The sequence below is a fragment of the Planomonospora sp. ID67723 genome (genome assembly GCF_015711605.1).
Taxonomy (GTDB): Bacteria; Actinomycetota; Actinomycetes; order Streptosporangiales; family Streptosporangiaceae; genus Planomonospora_A.
Genome location: NZ_JABTEZ010000003.1, coordinates 760,269 through 780,053 on the forward strand (window position 1 = coordinate 760,269; position 19,785 = coordinate 780,053).

Annotated in this window: 16 protein-coding genes; 8 read left to right on the forward strand and 8 right to left on the reverse strand. The window is 71.8% G+C overall.

The window, feature by feature from the left end; translation table 11 throughout:
• Positions 1 to 28: 28 nt before the first annotated feature.
• From HS041_RS24980 to HS041_RS25000, 5 genes are all read right to left on the reverse strand, one after another.
• On the reverse strand, positions 29 to 142 hold the full coding sequence (locus HS041_RS24980) for a SapB/AmfS family lanthipeptide (RefSeq protein ID WP_196443229.1): 114 nt from the start codon (positions 140 to 142) through the stop codon (positions 29 to 31).
• A 70-nt stretch (positions 143 to 212) separates the two neighbouring features.
• Positions 213 to 2,987, reverse strand: coding sequence for a class III lanthionine synthetase LanKC (lanKC, locus tag HS041_RS24985; protein ID WP_196443230.1), 2,775 nt, complete (start codon positions 2,985 to 2,987; stop codon positions 213 to 215).
• Positions 2,988 to 3,133: 146 nt separating this feature from the next.
• The gene (locus HS041_RS24990) at positions 3,134 to 3,865 is read right to left on the reverse strand and encodes a sensor histidine kinase (protein WP_196443231.1); all 732 of its coding nucleotides are present in this window, start codon (positions 3,863 to 3,865) and stop codon (positions 3,134 to 3,136) included.
• A gap of 154 nt (positions 3,866 to 4,019) precedes the next feature.
• Complete coding sequence (locus HS041_RS24995; RefSeq protein WP_196443232.1) at positions 4,020 to 4,733, reverse strand: M50 family metallopeptidase; 714 nt, start codon at positions 4,731 to 4,733, stop codon at positions 4,020 to 4,022.
• A gap of 159 nt (positions 4,734 to 4,892) precedes the next feature.
• Positions 4,893 to 7,100 carry a thiamine pyrophosphate-dependent enzyme gene (locus HS041_RS25000; protein ID WP_307845452.1) on the reverse strand — a complete coding sequence of 736 codons (2,208 nt, stop codon included), beginning with the start codon at positions 7,098 to 7,100 and terminating at the stop codon, positions 4,893 to 4,895.
• A 213-nt stretch (positions 7,101 to 7,313) separates the two neighbouring features.
• Between HS041_RS25000 and HS041_RS25005 the strand changes: the two genes are divergently transcribed.
• Positions 7,314 to 8,426, forward strand: coding sequence for a hypothetical protein (locus tag HS041_RS25005; RefSeq protein ID WP_196443234.1), 1,113 nt, complete (start codon positions 7,314 to 7,316; stop codon positions 8,424 to 8,426).
• 93 nt (positions 8,427 to 8,519) lie between these two features.
• On the opposite strand, the gene HS041_RS25010 is transcribed toward HS041_RS25005, so the two are convergent.
• From HS041_RS25010 to HS041_RS25020, 3 genes are all read right to left on the reverse strand, one after another.
• Entirely contained in the window at positions 8,520 to 9,374 is an 855-nt protein-coding gene (locus tag HS041_RS25010) for an ABC transporter permease (protein ID WP_196443235.1), read from the reverse strand.
• An 87-nt stretch (positions 9,375 to 9,461) separates the two neighbouring features.
• Positions 9,462 to 10,436 carry an ATP-binding cassette domain-containing protein gene (locus HS041_RS25015; protein ID WP_196443236.1) on the reverse strand — a complete coding sequence of 325 codons (975 nt, stop codon included), beginning with the start codon at positions 10,434 to 10,436 and terminating at the stop codon, positions 9,462 to 9,464.
• A 264-nt stretch (positions 10,437 to 10,700) separates the two neighbouring features.
• On the reverse strand, positions 10,701 to 11,300 hold the full coding sequence (locus HS041_RS25020) for an SACE_7040 family transcriptional regulator (RefSeq protein WP_196443237.1): 600 nt from the start codon (positions 11,298 to 11,300) through the stop codon (positions 10,701 to 10,703).
• An 89-nt stretch (positions 11,301 to 11,389) separates the two neighbouring features.
• On the opposite strand from HS041_RS25020, the gene HS041_RS25025 reads away from it, so the two are divergent.
• The 7 genes from HS041_RS25025 (at position 11,390) to HS041_RS25055 (ending at position 19,637) form a co-directional block, all read left to right on the forward strand.
• Entirely contained in the window at positions 11,390 to 12,958 is a 1,569-nt protein-coding gene (locus HS041_RS25025; protein ID WP_196443238.1) for a carboxyl transferase domain-containing protein, read from the forward strand.
• Between the two features lie 8 nt (positions 12,959 to 12,966).
• Complete coding sequence (locus tag HS041_RS25030) at positions 12,967 to 15,057, forward strand: acetyl/propionyl/methylcrotonyl-CoA carboxylase subunit alpha (protein ID WP_374058873.1); 2,091 nt, start codon at positions 12,967 to 12,969, stop codon at positions 15,055 to 15,057.
• A gap of 43 nt (positions 15,058 to 15,100) precedes the next feature.
• Positions 15,101 to 16,015: a hydroxymethylglutaryl-CoA lyase gene (locus HS041_RS25035; RefSeq protein WP_196443239.1), complete on the forward strand. Its 915-nt coding sequence runs from the start codon at positions 15,101 to 15,103 to the stop codon at positions 16,013 to 16,015.
• A gap of 6 nt (positions 16,016 to 16,021) precedes the next feature.
• Positions 16,022 to 17,176, forward strand: a complete 1,155-nt coding sequence (locus HS041_RS25040; protein ID WP_196443240.1) for an acyl-CoA dehydrogenase family protein — start codon at positions 16,022 to 16,024, stop codon at positions 17,174 to 17,176.
• 91 nt (positions 17,177 to 17,267) lie between these two features.
• On the forward strand, positions 17,268 to 17,846 hold the full coding sequence (locus HS041_RS25045) for a GNAT family N-acetyltransferase (protein WP_196443241.1): 579 nt from the start codon (positions 17,268 to 17,270) through the stop codon (positions 17,844 to 17,846).
• Positions 17,847 to 17,958: 112 nt separating this feature from the next.
• Positions 17,959 to 18,777, forward strand: coding sequence for a MerR family transcriptional regulator (locus tag HS041_RS25050; RefSeq protein ID WP_196443242.1), 819 nt, complete (start codon positions 17,959 to 17,961; stop codon positions 18,775 to 18,777).
• The gene (locus tag HS041_RS25055; RefSeq protein WP_196443243.1) at positions 18,777 to 19,637 is read left to right on the forward strand and encodes a hypothetical protein; all 861 of its coding nucleotides are present in this window, start codon (positions 18,777 to 18,779) and stop codon (positions 19,635 to 19,637) included. Before HS041_RS25050 ends, HS041_RS25055 begins: the two co-directional genes overlap by 1 nt.
• Positions 19,638 to 19,785: the final 148 nt, after the last annotated feature.

Sequence of the window (19,785 nt, forward strand, 5' to 3'; positions counted from 1 at the left end):
CGGCCGTCCCGGGCACGTCATGCCGCTGCTAGCAGACGGCGCTCAGGGTGCTGTCGTGGTGGCTGCAGAGCAGGAGGCTGACGGTGCTGTCGGGGCCGCCCTTGGTGGCGGATTCCAGGGCCTGGAGGTCGAGAAGAGCCATGGGGATCATTCCTTTTCGTGGTTGTCCGAATGGGTGTCCGAATTAGTTCGGGCCGGGGATCGGCGGTGGGTCACTCGCGGGCGGCCATCGGGGCGTTCGCGAGTCCGCCATGGCGGTCCGGGGCGGTGAGCGTGCCGTTGCGGCCGTCGCCGGCGGGGGTTTCCCCGACCGGAGGTCGGAGGAGATCATCTGCTGTCACCTCCTTCAGCGGCTCGCCGGGGCGGTGGGGCCGCCCGGTGGTTGCGTGCGCGGGTGACGCCGAGGGCGTGGCGTCCGCGCCGCCGGGCGGCTGGACAGAAGGCCGGAGGAAGGGCAGGGAGACCGGGCGGTCGTGCAGCGCGGTGCTCATCGCGAAGAGGACCCCGGCTGTGCCGGTCGCGAAGTCCATGGACAGCCGGAGCAACTGGTCACCGGGGAAGGCCAGCCCGTCGCCGTAGGGCAGTGCATGCCAGTCCAGTCCCCGTACCAGCCCGGCCAGATCGGCGGAGGGATCGTCCGGATCCGGTCCCATGCCCCCGGCCTGCGCCGCGATTATGCCGCTCCGCCCGGCGAACAGGCCGGACTGCACGAAGAAGCGCGCCCGGGTGACGCGCCGGCAGCCGTCGAGGGCGGCGCGGAAGGTCTCGTCGTCGCGGTGGGTGAGGTAACGGGCCAGGACCAGGCCGATTCCCGAGGACCCCTCGTCGAGGTAGGGCAGCGTGCGCCAGCCCTGGTCGACATGGAGCGAGCCGTCGGAGGTCGTCGTGCACCGCCGCAGATCCTGGCGGAGCGCGATGGCCGCCCGGTCGAGCAGCGCCGTGTCACCGGTCCGCTCGTAGGCGTGCAGGAACAGCAGGGCGGGCCCCGAGGAGCCGTACATCAGGCCGGCGCGGGGGTCGGCCCCGCCGCTGATCTCCGGCACGTCGCCGGGACCTCCGAGGCGGTCGGCGCAGACGTCGGCGATCCGCAGGCCCGCCTCCGACAGGGAGCGCTCACCGGTCCTCGCGGCCAGGTGCAGCAGGTTCAGCCCGATGCCGGACAGGCCGCCGAACAGGCCGAGGTCCAGCGCGTCGGACTTCTCGCGCAGGCATCTGTCGACGACGTCCAGGGCGTCCTGGCGGTGACCGAGCAGGTCGAGAACGTACGCGACGCCGTGCAGCCCGTCGTAGAAGCCCAGGTGCGTCCCCGGCCGGGGGGCGGCCGCCCGCGGGCGCAGCCACTGCTCGTACTCGGGGAAGCGACCGGCTCCGGCCTCCTCCAGCGCGTAGAGCACTCCTGCGGCCCCGTGGGCGAGGTTGAGACCCCCGCCCGGCTGGAACTGCGCCGGGTCGCCGGGGAAGAGCCGGTCGTCCCGGTCGGGGGTGGCGCTCGCCCGGATGGCCCGGACCATCGCTTCCCGGACCCGCGGCCAGCCGTCGCGGTCCACCCGGGGAAGCGGCGCCGCCGCCACCGGCTGGGCGCCCATGATGGTGGTGACCGCCTCGTCGATCACCGCCGGCGGGACCGGGAACGCCTCCATGACGAGCCGGCCCAGGTGCGGCGTCTTGGACCTGGCGAGCGGCAGCACGGCCGTCAGCTGGGGGGCGAACAGCCCCAGGCACAGGCAGGCCAGGGCGTAGTCGTCGATCTCGGTGCCCCGGCGGTCGCGCGGCGAGGCGAACGCCGGGTGGGCCAGGGCGGTGCGCTCGCGCCTGTCGGCCAGGGTCGCCACCTCGTAGTCGATCAGGACCGGACGGCCCTCGTCGGTGACGAGGACGTTGCTGGGATGCAGGTCGCCGAAGACCACCCCGCGCCCGTGCAGCGACTCGACCGCCTGGCGGACCCGTGCGAGTGTGCCGAGGGCCCACTCGGTGTACTCGGCCAGGTCCTGAGGGTCGCAGGTGGTGTGAACCAGGGGATATCTGCGCACGATCAGTTCCTGGAGGGGAGTGCCGTCGACGAATTCCTGGACGAGGAAGTGGTGGTCGCCCAACGTGAAGTAGTCGACCGGCGCCGGGGCCACGTCCAGCCCGGACAGCCGCCGCAGGATGTCGCGCTCGTGCGCCAGCCGCGTCACCGCGTCCCTGCCGGCGGCGTCGAGACCGGCGTACGGCCGAGCCTCCTTGAGCACCACCTTCCGGCCGGTGCGCACGTCGTGTCCCAGGTACACGCCCCCGCCGTTGGAGAACTGGATGACGCTGTCGATCGTGTACGGCAGGCCGTCGGTGGTGACCGCGTTGCGGGCGGCCAGATGGGGTTCGAGGAAGGCCGGCAGGGTCACCCAGGGCGGCACGCTGAAGGACGGGCTCCGGACGTCGGGGACCAGGTTCCCCTCACCGTCCTCGACGGCCAGCACCCGTTCGCCGTTCGCGTCGAGGCAGTGGCGCGGCACGAAACCGCCGTAGCGGACGAAGAGCGGGCCCTCGCCGTAGCGGAGGTCGCTGAGGATGTAGGGCCCCCTGACCCCGCGGAGCAGGACGTCGAGCTCCTTCAGCGTGAGTTCCAGCTGGCTGTCGTCGACCGGGTAGACCGTCAGCAGCTTGCCGCTGGATCCCCGGGAGGCGGTCTTGGAGTTGACCATGGTCATGACCGGCCGGCTGCGCAGGAACTTGAACGGGATGTTCCGCGGTACGCAGTAGTCCCACACTCTCTCCATGGTGTGCTCGGCGTCCTCGACGCACGCCGAGACGTGGATCTTCCATCCCTGGAGAGCGGCCAGCCCGCCTGGGGGGACGTAGTACATCCATGTCTCGGTCGACTGATGCGCCCAGCCGTCCGGCACCTCCCGGGTGGCCAACGGGAAATCGGGGTGGTCACCCCTGCCGGCGCCGGGAGTGTCGTAAAAGAGCGGGTCCGCGAGGCGGTAAAGCTCATACTGGATGTTCACGGCAATCCCCTTGTTCTCGTCCAGAACAGAGGATTGCGAACAGGCGGAGAAATTCCTAGTTACAAGTTCAACCGACTGGGTGTGCAAAATTCACAGCATTGAATGTGAATGTGCCTCCAACCTGCGATTCCAGGTGAAAGTGAGGCTTATTCTGATCGGTCGACGGGGACCTCGGCGACCAGGCGGAACCAGCCGTCCTCGCCGGTTTCCGCCCAGGACGTGCCTCCGACGGCGGCCATGCGCCGCCGGAGGTTCTCCAGTCCGCCGCGGGCATGCGCGGGGCCGCCGGCGGGCGGGCGCACGGGGCCGCAGACGCCGTCGTTGGCGACGGTCAGCCGTAACCGGCCCTCGTGCCGGACGGCCTCGATCACGCACTTTCCGGCTTCGCTGTGCCGCAGCATGTTGGTGACGCCCTCGCGGACGACGGCACCCAGCGCGGCGCCCAGGTGCGGTGGCAGGCCGGCGGCGTCCACGTTCACCATGCAGTCGAGGCCCAGGCTCCACAGCAGGGCCTCCACCCGGAGCGCCTCGTCGTGAAGGGAGAGGTCCCGGTGTGGCCTGGAGGCGGTCCGGACGGCGTGCGCGGCGTGCCGCACCGCCTGGACGGCTTCGGCGAGGTCCTCGCACAGCCGCGTGTCGCCGGCGGCCCGCCGGTAGGCCAGCTCGCTTTTGACGGACGCCATCCAGAGCCAGTGCCCCACCAGGTCGTGGAGATCCCGGGTGAACTCCTCGCGCGCCTGTGCGACCGCCTTGTCCTGCTCTGTCGCCTGCTCGGCGCGGATTCGCCGGATTCGCAGCAGGAGGTGGACCGTGGCTGCCAGCGGAGCCAGGAAAGTCAGCGACGCGATCACCCTGGAGGGGCGAATGCGGCGACCCATCGACCGCCTCCCACCGAAAAGACGGCTTTTACGTTGCCATGTAAGCAGTGCAGTTATCGAGTGTCAATGAATAGAATATCGCTCTATTGCGGCATTGATAAGATATGTCCGAATTATCGGAAACATGTCGGTCGTAACGGTGCTGCGGGACGCCTCATCGCAGGCCGGACGGCAGCGGGACCAGCAGGTAGGCGCCGGCCGCCAGGGAGGCGGCCGCGACGAGCAGGAACAGCATCACCCACACTCCGGCGGGCAGGAAGGTCAGCCGGCCGAGCTGGTCGGCGTCGGAGTCGGGCACGTGGCCGTATCTGCGCTTGCGCCGCAGCTCCAGGATCGGCCGGACGCCGCCGAACAGCAGGAACCACACCGCCAGGTAGGCGATGACCGCGTCCACGTCCGGCGGGGCGTACCAGGTGAGCGCGGCGAGCGCCCCGCCGGTGGCCAGCAGGCTCACCACCCCGAACAGGTTGCGGATCAGCAGGAGCATGCAGACCAGCAGCACGATCACGACCGCGATGAGCACGGCGACGTAGCCGGAGGCGGTCAGCCACGCCCCGCCCAGTCCCAGCAGGGACGGGGCGACGTATCCGGCGGCGGCGGTCAGGATCATGCCCGGGCCGGTGGGCCTGCCCCGGGTCAGGGTGACGCCGGAGGTGTCGGAGTGCAGCCGGATGCCCTGGAGTTTGCGCCGGGTGAGCAGCGCCATCAGGGCGTGGCCGCCCTCGTGCGCGATCGTGATCAGCCCGCGGGAGAGCTGCCAGGAGGTGGACCACGCCACCACGGACAGCGCGGACAGGGCGGAGAGCAGCACGACCCATGCGGGCGGCCCGGGCTGGGCCGTGGTCAGGGTCACCCAGACCTCGGTCAACGATCACCTCTCCTTGCCGGCATTTCGGAACAGCGGAGCAAAGCGTCCCATGACATCACGTCCGATGGCGACAGCGGGGAGGCGCTCACCATCCGCCGGGGATCCACCGGAGCTCACCCGGCGAGCGGGAACGGAGCGCCGGCGGGCGCTCCGGCGGGCTCAGCCGAGGAGCTTGCGGGCGGCCTCCTCGATCTCGTCCTCGGAGAGCAGCACGTGCTTGGCCGCCTCGCCCAGGGGCACGAAGCTGTCGGAGGAGGTCACCCGGGCGATCTTGCCGGTGAACCCGGCGTCCAGCAGCTCGGCGACGATCCCCTCGGAGACGCCGCCGGTGCGGCGCGTCTCGTCGGCGATCAGCACCTTTCCGGTCAGCTCCGCCGCGCGCAGCAGGTCCTCCACCGGCAGCGGGGAGAGCCAGCGCAGGTCGAGGACCCGGCAGCTGTAGCCCTCGACGGTGAGCTTGACGGCGGCGCGCAGGCTCATCCGCACGCCGTTGCCGAAGGTCACGATGGTCAGGTCGCGGCCGTCGCCGTAGCTGCGGGCGCGGCCGACCGGGACGTGCGTCTCCGCCCACCGGGCCGGCGGGATGTACGGCGCCAGCCAGCCGTTGTCGCCGTCGTCGAACATGTCGCGGGTGTTGTAGAGGGCGATCGGCTCCAGGAAGACGCAGACGCTGCCGTCGACGCGGGCGGCGGCCAGGCAGGTGCGCAGCATGGAGGCGGCGTCATCGGGCCGGGCGGGGGAGGCGATGATCAGGCCGGGGATGTCGCGCAGCGCGGCGACGGAGCTGTCGTTGTGGAAGTGGCCTCCGAAGCCCTTCTGATAGGCGTAGGAGGCGACGCGCACCACCATCGGGTTGCGGAAGGCGCCGCGGGAGAAGAACGACAGGGTGGCGGCCTCGCCGCGGATCTGGTCCAGCGCGTTGTGCAGGTAGGCGAGGTACTGGATCTCGGGGACCGGCAGCAGGCCGGACACGCCGGAACCGAGGGCCAGGCCGAGCACGGCCTGCTCGTCCAGGAGCGTGTCGAACACCCGCCCGGCGCCGAAGCGCTTCTGCAGGCCGCGGGTGACGCCGTAGACGCCGCCCTTGCGGGCCACGTCCTCGCCGAAGACCATCACGTCGGGGTGGGTGGCCAGCATGTCGGCGAGGGTCCGGTTGATGGCCTGGGAGAGGGTCAGCGGGCCCTCCTGCTCGGGCAGCCTGCCGCCGAAGGCCTTCTCCCGCGAGTCGGCGGCCACGGCGCTGGCCGGGGCGACGGCCTCGGGCCTGCGCGGGGCCAGCGGCTGCACGATGTCGACGGCGGAGGTCAGGCGCGGGCGCCTGGAGCTCTCCATGGCCATCTTGATCAGGTGCTCCCGCGTCGTCTCGTAGCGGGCGAGCAGCTCGTCCGGGGTGGTGAGACCGGCCTCGACGAGCAGCCGGGCGGTCGCCACCAGCGGGTCGCGCTCCAGGTCGGCGTTGATCTCCCGCCTGGTCCGGTAGGAGAGCTCCACGTCGGAGCCGGCATGGCCCATCAGGCGGACGGTGCTGACGTGCAGGAAGGCCGGGGAGCGGTGGGTGCGCACGTGCTCGGCGGCGACCCTTGCCACGTCGTGCACGTCGGCCAGGTCGCAGCCGTCGGCCTCGAAGTACTCCAGAAGGGGGTGGTGCGCGGCCTCCACCCAGCCGCCCGGGGTCCGCACGCTGATGCCCAGCCCGTTGTCCTCGCACACGAACAGGATCGGCATGCCCAGCCCCTGGTAGGCGCCGTAGGCGGCGGTGTTGAGGCCCGACAGGGCGCTGGCGTGGTTGGCCGAGGCGTCGCCGAAGCTGCACACCGCGATCGCGTCGTCCGGCCACGCGCCCGGCACGCCGAGCTGGCGGGCGCGTTCGATGGCGAAGGCCACGCCCACCGCGCGCGGCAGGTGGCTGGCGATCGTGGAGGTCTGCGGGATCACCGCCAGGTCCGGATGGCCGAAGACCTTGTGCCGCCCGCCCGCGATCGGCTCCTCGGCGGCGGCCACCAGGCCGAGGAGCACGTCGCGCATGCCCTCCTCGGGCAGCCGCCCGGCCATCGCCGACCTGGTCAGGTAGAAGGCCCCGGAACGGTAGTGCAGCAGGGCCGGGTCGGTCGTGCGCAGGGCCGAGGCGACGGCGGCGTTGCCCTCGTGCCCCGCCGAGCCGATGGTGTAGAAACCCTCACCCTGCTCGCGCAGCCAGCGCGCGGTGACGTCCAGCAGGCGACTGCCGAGCTGCAGGTCGAACAACTCCCTGCAGCGGGCCCCCGTCAGGCCCGTGCCCTCGCGCACCGGCAGGGCCGGATCACGCGGGGCCCCGGGGGCCAGGGTCGCCACCGTCTCAGCGAAGTTGGTCTCAACGACGTCGCGCACCACAAGCTCGATTATGTCTCCGGAAGGCGGCCGCGTCGCCGTCCTTCACCGCATTACTTCGACGGATCCCGTGGATCGGTCCTATTCGACAGTTATTAATAACAATTTGTCAGATTTGGTATCGATTGACTCTCCCTAGACGTCTACTTTACGGAACGATGACGCGGCACCCTCATGCTGCGTCCAACCAGCTAGGGAGGATAGGCAGCACAGATGCCGAAACGCACAGGATCATTGATCATCGCGGTGGCGGTGGGAGCGGGAGCCCTCGCTCTGCCGTCCGTCGCGCTGGCCGCCCCCGGGATCCCCGCGGCGGCCCCTGTCTCCGCGTCGCAGGTCAAGGCCGCGGTCTCCACCAAGATCGTTGACTTCAACGCCTCGCCCGAGGACGTCGTGAAGGGCAAGACGATCGAGGTCGCCGGGCAGCTGCTGCAGGAAGAAGGCGGCAGCTGGAAGGCGTACGGAGGACAGGAGGTGACGATCTCCTTCCAGGAGAAGGGGACCGACGCCTACCGTCACGTCTTCAAGGTCAAGACGGGCGGCGACGGCTGGTTCAAGGCCGGGGTCAAGGCCGAGGCGACCGGCTGGTGGCGGGCGGAGTTCCTGGAGACCACCGCCGCCAAGGGCTCGGTGAGCTCCTCCGACCGCATCGACATCGTCACGCCCCCGAAGGTCGTCTACAGCCGGATCGTCGACTTCGACGCCCGGCCCGGCGTGGTGGACAAGGGCGAGACGATCCACGTCCGCGGCGCCCTGCAGATCGAGACCGACAAGGGCTGGGACGGCTACCGCGGTCAGAAGGTGGTCATCCTGTTCCGGGCCGACGGCTCGTCGCGCTGGGAGCACGTGGCCACCGACCGGACCGGCTGGCGCGGGCGCTTCGGCACCGACGTCGAGGCGGTGACCTCCGGCCACTGGCGGGCGGAGTTCCCCGGTGTCAAGGACGTCAAGGGCGACAGCAGCCACGCCGACCACGTGACCGTCCGCGAGCCGGAGCCCGAGCCCGAGCGCGCCGACAGCAGGGTCGTCAAGTTCAACGCCTCTCCGGAGCCGGTCCGCCACGGCCGGTACCTGAAGTTCACCGGCAAGCTCCAGGTCCGTGACGACTGGGGCTGGGACGGCCACAGCGCCAAGGTCGGGCTGTACTTCAAGCCCAAGGGCTCGCACAAGTGGTACTACGTGAAGAGCGCGTGGTCCGCCGAGAGCGGCAAGCTCTCCACCGGGGCCAAGGCCTACCAGTCGGGCTACTGGAAGTTCGTCTTCAAGGGTGACGAGGACTTCTACGGCGACTCCAGCCGGAGCGACTACGTCCGCGTCAAGCGCTGACGGACCCGCTGAGGATCCCGGGTCCCCTCAGGGGAGGTCCGGACAGAACGACGGCCCGGGTGCTCGAGCACCCGGGCCGTCCCCGTCCGCGGGTCAGTCGCTCCTGCGGAACTGGGCGACCGCCACCCCGAGCAGGACGGCGCCGATGAGGGCGACCAGGCCGAGCTCCAGCGGGACCGGCACCCGCCAGCCGAACCAGCTCACGCCGGGGTTGAGCGTGGCGTCCACCTGGGGAGGCACGTCCAGGCGGGCGAAGACCGCCTGGCGCATCGGGTCGACCGCGTAGGTGAGCGGGTTCACCGTGGTCAGCACGTGCAGCCAGGACGGCAGGCCGGCCAGCGGGAACATCGCGCCGGACAGGAACATCATCGGCATGACGGCCATCTGCATCAGGCCGAAGAACGTCTGCATGTTCTTCATCCGCGCCGCGAGCGTGACGCCGAACGCGGTGATGGCGAACGCCGCCAGGAACATCTCCGCCAGCAGCGTCAGGATCAGCAGCGGATCGTACGGCACGCCGACCAGCCCGGCCAGGGCCAGGATGACGACGCCCTGGCCGATCGCGACGAGCGCCCCGCCCAGGCACTTGCCCACCACGATCGCCCCCCGGCTGACCGGGGCGACCAGCATCTCGCGCAGGAAGCCGAACTCCCGGTCCCACACGATGGAGCCGGCCGAGAACATCGCGGTCATGATGACCGTCATCGCGATCATCCCGGGGTACATGAACGTGCGGTAGTCGATTCCCGGGATCGCCCCCTGGGCCAGGGAGCCGAACCCGGTGCCCATCACGAACAGCCAGAGCACCGGCTGGACCAGCATCGAGAACATACGGGTGCGGTCGTTGACGAACCGCAGCATCTCGCGGTGGAGCACGACCTTGATCGCGCGCAGGTCGTGCCCGGCCGTGCGCAGCGGAACCCGCACGCTCGCCACGTCGGTGGCCATCGTCTGCCTCCTCGGTATCCGTCGGTCGTTCCACCGCTCCCGCCCGGCCCGCCGGCGCCCCGCCGCGCGCCGGATCCGGCGGACGGCTCAGCGGCGGGCCATCGCCCGCATCCACGCGTTGGCCGAGCCCTCGGCCTCGGCGTCACGGATGGTCGAGCCGGTGTAGGACATGAACACGTCGTCGAGGGAGGGCCGCGAGACGCTCACCGAGCGGATCGGCACGCCCAGCTCGGCGAAGAGACGGGGCACGAACTGCTCTCCCGAGGCGACCGCGAACGTCACCTGGCCCTCGCGGACCGCCGCCTGGAGGCCGAAACGGTCGCGCAGCGCGGCGATCGCGGCGTCGTCGTCGGCGGTCTGGATCTGGACGCGGTCCTCGCCGACGCTCGCCTTGAGCGCCTCGGGGGAGTCGATCACGACGATCTCCCCGTGGTCGATGATCGCGATCCGGTCGCAGAACTCGGCCTCGTCCATGTAATGGGTGGTCATGAAGATCGTGATGTCCTCGGCGTGCCGGAGCCGGTTGATGTAGCCCCAGATGGCGGAGCGGGTCTGCGGGTCCAGGCCGACGGTGGGCTCGTCCAGGAACAGCACCCTGGGGGAGTGCAGCAGCCCCCGGGCGATCTCCAGCCGCCGCTTCATGCCCCCGGAGAACGTCTGGACCTTGTCGCTCCTGCGGTCCCACAGGGCGACCATCTCCATCACCTGCCGGATCCGGTCGCCCACCAGGGCCTTGGGCACGCCGTACAGCTCGGCGTGGAACCTGAGGTTCTGCTCGGCGGTCAGGTAGCCGTCCAGCGTCGGGTCCTGGAAGACCAGCCCGATGTTGCGCCGGACCTGGTCGCGCTCGCGCACCACGTCGTGCCCGGCCACCGTGGCCGAGCCGCCCGTGGGGTCGGCGAGCGTGCAGAGCATGCTGATCGTGGTGGTCTTGCCCGCGCCGTTCGGGCCGAGGAAGCCGAACACCTCACCGGGGGCCACCTCGAAGTCGACGCCCTTGACGGCCTCGACCTTCCCGTACGTCTTCACGAGGCCCCTGACCGCCACCGCCGGTTCAGCCATCGTCACCGTCCTTCGCGCGCCGCCCGGCACCGTGGGCCGGTGCGCGCGACTGTTCCTCCGACGATTCTTCCCCGCGGGCCGGTCCGCGTCCTCCCGTTGCCCGCAGAGCGAAATATACCGAATATCGGGATATAGTAAAGATATATCTTTATTGGGAATGAGGTGTCTGTCGGGTGGGATGCCCTCGCGCGGCCGCCGAGCGCTCCGGCGGCGAGGACGCGACAGCGCGCCCACGCCCGGCGCGCACCCCGGTGTTAACAGTCGTTAATTCCCCGCCGCTGCCAGCGCCGCGCGGGCCATCGCGCGCAGCAGTGGGGCCATCGTCTCGGGGGGGAGCTCGCCCGCGCTGTGCGGAGTGGAGTTGAGCAGCCCGAAGACCGCGTGGGTGGCGGCGCGCAGGCGGGGCGGCGGACAGCCGGGGTAGAGCTCGCTCAGCACCGTGACCCACTCCTCGACGTACAGGCGCTGGAGGCGGCGGATCTGGCGGCGGGCGGGTTCCGGGACGTTGCCCAGCTCGCGGTCGTGCACCGTGATGAGCGCGGGGTGGCCGAGCGCGAACTCGATCTGGCCGGCCAGCAGGGCGTCCAGCGCCTGCTCGGCGTCGCGGGCCGCGGTGACCCGGCCCGCCGCGGAGGAGTGCAGGCGCTCGCTGATGTCCAGCAGCATCTCGGCCAGCAGCGCCTCCTTGCCGCTGAAGTGCCGGTACAGGGCGGGGCCCGAGGTGCCGACCGCCGCGCCGATCTCCTCGATGGAGACGCCGTGGAAACCGCGCGCCGCGAACAGCCGGGCGGCGGCCTGGAGGATCTCCGTGCGCCGTGACCCGCGATTGCGGGTAGGGGTCTGGGCAGTCGTCACCTCTCGCATGGTAGACGGTTGAGTTAATGATGACTAACATCCACGGCAGGGTTAGTGACCGTTAACCCCGGCAACGGAGCCGGGTGGAGGGGGCTCACATGGGTGGCTGGCCGGTGCTGCGAAGCACCTGCGACCCGGGCGGCGAGGGCTTCAAGGCCAACGCCGGGACCAACGAGCGGCTCGCCGCCGACCTGCGCGAACGCGTCGCGGCCGCCGCGCCGGGCGGCCCGGAGAAGTCGCGGGCCCGGCACGTCGCGCGCGGCAAGCTGCTGCCCCGCGACCGCGTCGACACCCTGCTCGATCCCGGCTCGCGGTTCCTGGAGCTCTCCCAGCTGGCCGCGACCGGCATGTACGGCGACGAGGCCCCGGCGGCCGGGATCATCACCGGCGTCGGCCGGATCTCCGGGCGCGAGTGCGTGGTCGTCGCCAACGACGCCACCGTCAAGGGCGGCACCTACTACCCGGTCACGGTCAAGAAGCACCTGCGGGCCCAGGAGGTCGCCCTCCACAACAACCTGCCGTGCGTCTACCTCGTCGACTCCGGCGGCGCGTTCCTGCCCAGGCAGGACGAGGTCTTCCCGGACCGCGACCACTTCGGCCGGATCTTCTACAACCAGGCCACCATGTCGGCGCGGGGCATCCCGCAGATCGCCGCCGTCCTCGGGTCCTGCACGGCGGGCGGCGCCTACGTCCCGGCGATGAGCGACGAGGCGGTCATCGTCCGCAACCAGGGCACGATCTTCCTGGGCGGTCCGCCGCTGGTGAAGGCCGCCACCGGCGAGGAGGTCACCGCGGAGGAGCTGGGCGGCGGCGACCTGCACGCCCGGGTCAGCGGCGTCACCGACCACCTGGCCGAGGACGACGCCCACGCGCTGCGCATCGTCCGTGACATCGTCTCGACCCTCGCCCCGCGGCCGGCCGCGCCGTGGGAACGCCTCCCCTCCGAGGAGCCCGCGCACGACCCCCGCGACCTGTACGGCATCGTCCCCGCCGACACCCGCACGCCGTACGACGTCCGCGAGGTCATCGCCCGCATCGCCGACGGCAGCCGGTTCGGCGAGTTCAAGGCGGAGTACGGCTCCACCCTCGTCACCGGCTTCGCCAGGATCCACGGCCACCCGGTCGGGATCATCGCCAACAACGGCATCCTGTTCGCCGAGTCCGCGCTCAAGGGCGCGCACTTCATCGAGCTGTGCGACCGCCGCAACATCCCCCTGGTCTTCCTGCAGAACATCAGCGGCTTCATGGTCGGCAGGGCGTACGAGGCCGGTGGCATCGCCAAGCACGGCGCCAAGATGGTCACCGCCGTGGCCTGCGCCCGGGTGCCCAAGTTCACGGTCGTCATCGGCGGATCGTTCGGCGCGGGCAACTACGCGATGGCCGGACGCGCCTACTCGCCCCGCTTCCTGTGGATGTGGCCCAACGCCCGCATCTCGGTGATGGGCGGCGAGCAGGCCGCCAACGTGCTGTCGACCGTCGGCGACGCCGACCCCGACGCCATCCGCAGGCAGTACGAGGAACAGGGCAACCCCTACTACTCCACCGCCCGCCTGTGGGACGACGGCGTCATCGACCCCCTCGACACCCGCACCGTCCTCGGCCTGGCCCTGTCCGCCTCGGCCAACGCCCCCCTCGACCCCGTCGGCTACGGCGTCTTCCGGATGTGATCGCGATCATGACCAGCTCATCCGCCAGCTCACCGGCCGGCCCGTCGGCCGCGCCCGTGATGTTCCACACCGTCCTCATCGCCAACCGCGGCGAGATCGCCCTGCGGATCGTCCGCACGCTCCGGCGGCTCGGCATCCGCTCCGTCGCCGTGTACAGCGACGCCGACGCCGGGGCCCGGCACGTCCGCGAGGCCGACGTCGCGGTCCGGCTCGCCGGCGGCTACCTCGACGTCGAGGCCGTCGTCGGGGCCGCCGCGGCCACCGGCGCCCAGGCCGTCCACCCCGGCTACGGCTTCCTGGCGGAGAACACCGCCTTCGCCCGGCGCTGCGCCGAGGCGGGGCTCGTCTTCGTCGGGCCGCCCGCGGAGGCCGTCGAGGCCATGGGCGACAAGATCCGCGCCAAGGCGACCGTCTCGGCGGCCGGGGTGCCGGTGGTCCCCGGCGCGGCCGAGCCGGACGACGACCTGCTCACCGCGGACATCGGCTTCCCCGCCCTGATCAAACCGTCGGCGGGCGGCGGCGGCAAGGGCATGGTGCTGGTCCGCTCCGCCGCCGAGCTGCCGGAGGCGCTGGAGTCCGCCCGCCGTACGGCCGCCGCCGCGTTCGGCGATGCGACCCTGCTGGTCGAGCGGTTCGTGGAGAACCCCCGGCACATCGAGATCCAGGTGCTGGCCGACGCGCACGGCAACGTCATCCACCTGGGCGAGCGCGAGTGCAGCCTGCAGCGCCGCCACCAGAAGATCGTCGAGGAGGCGCCCTCGCCGCTGCTCGACGCGCGGACCCGTGCCCGGATGGGCGCGGCGGCGGTGGAGGCCGCCCGGTCCGTCGGCTACGTCGGCGCCGGGACGGTGGAGTTCATCGTGCAGGGCTCCACGGCCGACTACTACTTCATGGAGATGAACACCCGCCTGCAGGTCGAGCACCCGGTCACCGAGATGGTCACCGGCCTGGACCTGGTCGAGCTCCAGCTCAGGGTGGCGGCGGGCGAGCCGCTCCCGCTCACCCAGGACGAGGTACGGCTGCGCGGCCACGCCGTCGAGGCCCGCGTCTACGCCGAGGACCCCTCCCGCGGCTTCCTGCCGACCGGGGGGCGCGTCCTCGCCCTCCACGAGCCCGGCACGCCCGGCGCCTCCGGCGCTCCCGGCCCCGGGGAGTCCGGGGCCCCGCCGTCCGGCGCGGTCCGGGTCGACTCCAGCCTTGCGGTCGGCGGGACGGTCGGCAGCGACTACGACCCGATGCTGTCGAAGGTCATCGCCTGGGGGCCCGACCGGGCGAGCGCGCTGCGCACCCTCGACGGCGCCCTCGCGGGGACGACCGTCCTGGGCGTGACGACGAACATCGCCTTCCTGCGGGCGCTGCTCACCCACCCGGAGGTGGTCGCGGGTGACCTCGACACCGGGCTGGTCGAGCGCCGCATCGACGAGCTGGTCCCCGCCCCGGGGACCCCCGACGACGTCCTGGCCGCCGCGGCCCTGCTCCTCCAGCACGAGCGGGCGCCCGCCGCCCAGGCCGACCCGTGGGACGTGCCCGACGGCTGGCGTCCCGGCGCCCCGGCCGCCTGGACCACCTGGCGGCTGGAGGGCCGCGACGGGGTGACCGAGGTCGGCGTGCGCGGCCTGCCCGCCTCGGGCGCCGAAGTCCGGCTGCCCGGGAGCGAGGGCGGCGACCGTACGGCATCGGCGGGCGGGATCCTGCGGGCACGGCTGGAACGCGACGGGCCGGCACTGCTGGTGACCCTCGACGGGGTACGGCGGCGCTACGCGGCCGCCCGCGACGGTGACGCGGTCTGGCTCGGCCGGGACGGCAGCGCCTGGGCGCTCACCCGCCACCACCTCGGCGACCCCGGGGACCGGGCGGGCGCGGCCGGGGCGGGGGACGGCGTGGTCCGCAGCCCGATGCCCGGCACCGTGCTCGTGGTGAAGGCGGCCGCCGGGGAGCGGGTCGGGGAAGGCCAGCCGCTGGTCATCGTCGAGGCGATGAAGATGGAGCACACGGTGACCGCGCCCATCGGGGGAGTGGTCGCCGAGCTGCCGGTCCGCGCGGGCCAGGCGGTCGACATGGACGCCGTCCTCGCCGTCGTCCGGCCGGAGGAGGCGTGACCGCCCGGGCGCGCGGCGGGAACCGAGCCGGAGGGAAGGTGTGATGCGGGAGCCGTACCGGATGGGGGGCCTGCCGGATCGGGTCACGGTCTACGAGGTCGGACCGCGTGACGGGCTGCAGAACGAGTCCGCTGTGGTGCCCGTCGAGGTCAAGGCCGAGTTCGTGGCCCGGCTCGCCGCAGCCGGGCACACGGTGATCGAGGCGACGAGCTTCGTGCACCCGAAGTGGGTGCCGCAGCTCGCCGACGCCGCCGAGCTGCTGACGACGATGGAGCGGGTCCCCGGGGTCCGCTACCCGGTGCTGGTGCCCAACGAGCGCGGCCTCGACCGGGCGCTGGAGCACGGCGTCACCGAGATCGCGGTCTTCGCCAGCGCCACCGAGACCTTCGCCGCCAAGAACCTCAACCGCACGCTGGAGTCGCAGTTCGAGATGTTCGAGCCGGTCGTCGGCCGGGCGCTGGAGCACGGGCTGAGGGTGCGGGCGTACGTGTCGATGTGCTTCGGCGACCCGTGGGAGGGCCCGACCCCGGTGGCCCAGGTGGTGGAGGTCGGGCGCAGGCTGCTCGACCTGGGCTGCTACGAGTTGTCGCTCGGCGACACCATCGGCGTCGGCACCCCCGGGCACGTGGGTGCCCTGATCGAGGCGTTCGGCGGGCCCGGCCGGCTGGCGGTGCACTTCCACGACACCTACGGCCAGGCCCTGGCCAACACGCTGGCGGCCCTGCGCGCGGGCGTGACCGTGGTGGACGCCTCCACCGGCGGCATCGGCGGCTGCCCCTACGCCGAGAGCGCCACCGGCAACCTCGCCACCGAGGACCTGGTCTGGATGCTGCACGGCCTCGGCGTGGAGACCGGCCTGAACCTGCAAGCGCTGGTGGAGACCAGCACCTGGCTGGCCGCCCGGCTCGGCCGTCCCAGTCCCTCCCGGGTCGTCCAGGCCCTCTCTCCCAGGAAGTAAGACGCCATGAAGCTGACCGAAGAGTACGAAGACCTCCGCAAGACCGTCGAGGCGTTCGCCCGCGACGTGGTGGCCCCGGTGATCGGCGACCTGTACGAGCGCGAGGAGTTCCCCTACGACATCGTCCGCCAGATGGGCCAGATGGGCTTGTTCGGCCTGCCCATCCCGGAGGAGTACGGCGGCATGGGCGGCGACTACTTCGCCCTCTGCCTGGCCCTGGAGGAGCTGGCCCGGGTCGACTCCAGCGTCTCGATCACCGTGGAGGCCGCGGTCTCGCTGGGCGCCATGCCGATCTACCGGTTCGGCACGGCCGAGCAGCGCGCGCAGTGGCTGCCGAAGCTGACGACCGGCGCGATGCTCGGCGCGTTCGGCCTGACCGAGCCGGGCGGCGGCTCCGACGTGCCGGGCGGCATGCGGACCACGGCCGTGCTCGACGGCGGCGAATGGGTGATCAACGGCTCGAAGGCGTTCATCACCAACTCCGGCACCGACATCACCGGCGTCGTCGGCGTGGCCGCGATCACCGGGCGCCGTGCCGACGGCCGCCCCGAGATCTCCACGATCCTGGTCCCGGCGGGCACGCCCGGCTTCACCGTCGCCAAGAAGTACTCCAAGGTCGGCTGGAACTGCTCCGACACCCGCGAGCTGTCCTTCACCGACTGCCGGGTGCCCGGGGAGAACCTGCTCGGCGAGCGCGGCCGGGGCTACGCGCAGTTCCTGCAGACCCTCGACGAGGGCCGCATCGCGATCGCGGCGCTCTCCGTCGGCCTGGCCCAGGGCTGCGTGGACGAGTGCCTGCGCTACGTCCGCGACCGGCAGGCGTTCGGCCACCCGATCGGCCACTACCAGGCCATCCAGTTCAAGATCGCCGACATGGAGGTCCGCACCCACACCGCCCGCCTGGCCTACTACCACGCGGCTGAGAAGATGCTGGCCGGCGAGCCGTTCAAGAAGGAGGCCGCCATCGCCAAGCTGGTCTCCTCCAACGCCGCGATGGACAACGCCCGCGACGCCACCCAGATCTTCGGCGGGTACGGCTTCATGAACGAGTACCCGGTCGGCCGCTTCTACCGCGACGCCAAGATCCTGGAGATCGGCGAGGGCACGAGCGAGGTCCAGCGCATGCTCATCGCCCGCCAGCTCGGCCTGGGCGACCTCTGACCCGGGCATACGGGCGGCAGCGGGGAGGCCGGAACGGCGGCCCCGGGAAATACGGGTGATCGCAAGCGGATCATGCGCAAGGATGCGCTCCATGTCCCAGGCGATCCTGCGAACCAGCCGCATCCAGCTCGTTCCCCTGTCCGACGAACACCTGGAGCACGAGATCGAGCTCGACGGCGATCCCGAGGTCATGCGCTACCTCGGTGACGGCCGCGCCCGTACCCGCGAGGAGGTGGAGATCTTCCACCGCGGGCGGCTCGCGGTCGCGAACCGCGTTCCCGGGCTCGGTTTCTGGGCCGGGTTCGTCTCCGGCCGGTTCGTGGGCTGGTGGATCCTGGAGCCACCGGAACGCGCCGACCAGGGCCCGGCCGAAGGACAGGCCGAACTCGGATACCGGCTCCTGCGCCGCCACTGGCGCCGGGGCCTGGCCAGTGAGGGGGCCCGTGAGCTCATCCGGCACGGGTTCGAAGACCTCGGGCTGACCCGCATCTTCGCCGAGACGATGGCGGTCAACACCGCCTCCCGCGCGACGATGGCCGCGATCGGCATGCAGCACATCCGCACATTCCATCTGGAGTGGGACGAACCACTCCCCGGCAGCGATCTCGGTGAAGTCGAGTACGCGATCACGCGGCAGCAGTGGCTCGCTCACCGGGCGGTCGGAGCGTGAGGGCCGGCCGGCGCCCTTCACTCCGGCGCCGATCGTTCTTCACGGCCCGCTGTGGCTGAAATGCCAGCCCGGGGTTTGACCTCGACGTAGCGTCAACGTTTCTAATGAGGGCATGCGGATCGGCGAGCTCGCCGCGCTGGTCGGGGTCTCCACCCGGACCGTGCGGCACTACCACCACCTGGGCCTCCTGCCCGAGCCGGTACGGCTGGCCAACGGCTACCGCGAGTACCGGCTGCGCGACGCGGTCGCCCTGGCGCGGGTGCGGAGGCTGGCCGAGCTGGGCCTGTCCCTGGACGAGATCCGCGATGTGCTCGCCGACGACCGGGGCAGGGAACTGCGCGAGGTGCTGGCGGAGCTGGACGCCGACCTGGCCCGGCAGCAGGAGATGATCGGCCTGAGGCGGGCCCGGCTGGCCGCGCTGCTGGCGGAGGCGGACCTGCATCCCGACTCGGCGGTCTCTCCCGACATGGCGGCGGTGCTGCGGGAGCTGTCCGCCGGGGGATCGGCGTTCGCCGCGGCCGACCGCGAGCTGCTGGCACTGATGGACACCGCGGCCGGCCCGGCCGGGCGCGACCGGATGCTGGAGATGATGCGTCCGCTCACCGAGCCCGCCGCCCTGGCGCGGAGCCACGCCCTCTACGCCCGGCTCGACGAACTGGCCGACGCCGACCCCGGTGATCCCCGCATCCCCGCGCTCGCCGCCGACCTGGCCGCCCACATCCCCCGGGAGCTGGCGGCGGAGATGATCACCCACCTGCCGGCCTCCGCGCTCCCGCCGGGCCCCGCGGACCGGGACGGTGCCGCCGCGCCTCAGCCGGACCCGCGGGACGCCGACGGTGGGGCGTGGTTCGATGCGCTGTCCACCGAGTTGCCCCCCGCCCAGGCCGAAGTGTTCCGGCTGACGGTGATCCTCCTGAAGGAGAGAGTGTGATGCTCAGGCTCGCGCGTGCCGCGATGTTCGCCCTGCTCCCCGCCGAACTGCTCCTCGCGGTCCTGCTGCTGTCGGGGGTGGCCGTACCCGTCCCGGTGATCGTGGCGGCCGAGGCGGCTGTGGCGGCGGTGTTCCTCCTGGAGACGGCGGTCGCCTGCCGGCTCTTCCGGGCCGAGCGCCGCGGCGGCGCGGGCCGGCGGTCGGCGCTTCGGGCGACCGTCCGCCGTCTGGTGCCTTCACAGGTGCTCAGAATCATGGAGTTCGAACTGAAGGGCATGCTCGCCCTCCTCCACTGGGTGGTGCGCCGCCGCCACGGTGTGCCGCCCGGCGCCACCGCCCTGCCGTACTCGGGCGGGCAGTCCATGATGCTGCTGCTGATGCTGTTCGCGATGACCGTGGAGACGGTGGGCGCGGAGGTGCTGCTGCGGGCGCTGGAGGTGCCCGACGGCCTGCGGCTGGCGGTTCTGGTGCTCGACGTCTACGGGATCGTGTACGGGCTGGCGCTCGGCGCGGCGTGCGTCACCCGGCCCCACGTCGTCTCCGCGACGGAACTGCGCGTCCGCTACGGCGTCTACCTCGACCTGCGGATCCCCCGCGAGCTGATCTCCTCGGTGCGGACGGCGCGCAACTACAACGAGTCCGGCACGGTGACCGTGAAGGACGGCAGGCTCGGCGTGGCGGTCTCCTCCCGGACCGACGTCGTCGTCGAGCTGTCGGAGCCCGTCACCGTCGTCCGCCCCCTCGGCCGCCGGGAGGAGGTCACCTCGGTCCGATTCTTCGCCGACGCCCCCGCCGCCGCCCTGGCCGCTCTCCAGTCCCGGCTCTCCCCGGCGGAGATCCGCGAGCCGGGTGCGTCCTGAGACCCCGGCGGACCCGGCTCACGGGCGGGTGTGCTGCACGGCCTCCGGCCGATCTCCGTCTGTGAAACTTTCAGCGGTGGTGAGGGGTGTCCTCGCAGATCAGCGAGTTCGGTACCGGCGGGAGGACGGTCGCGGCTAGGTGCCGGAT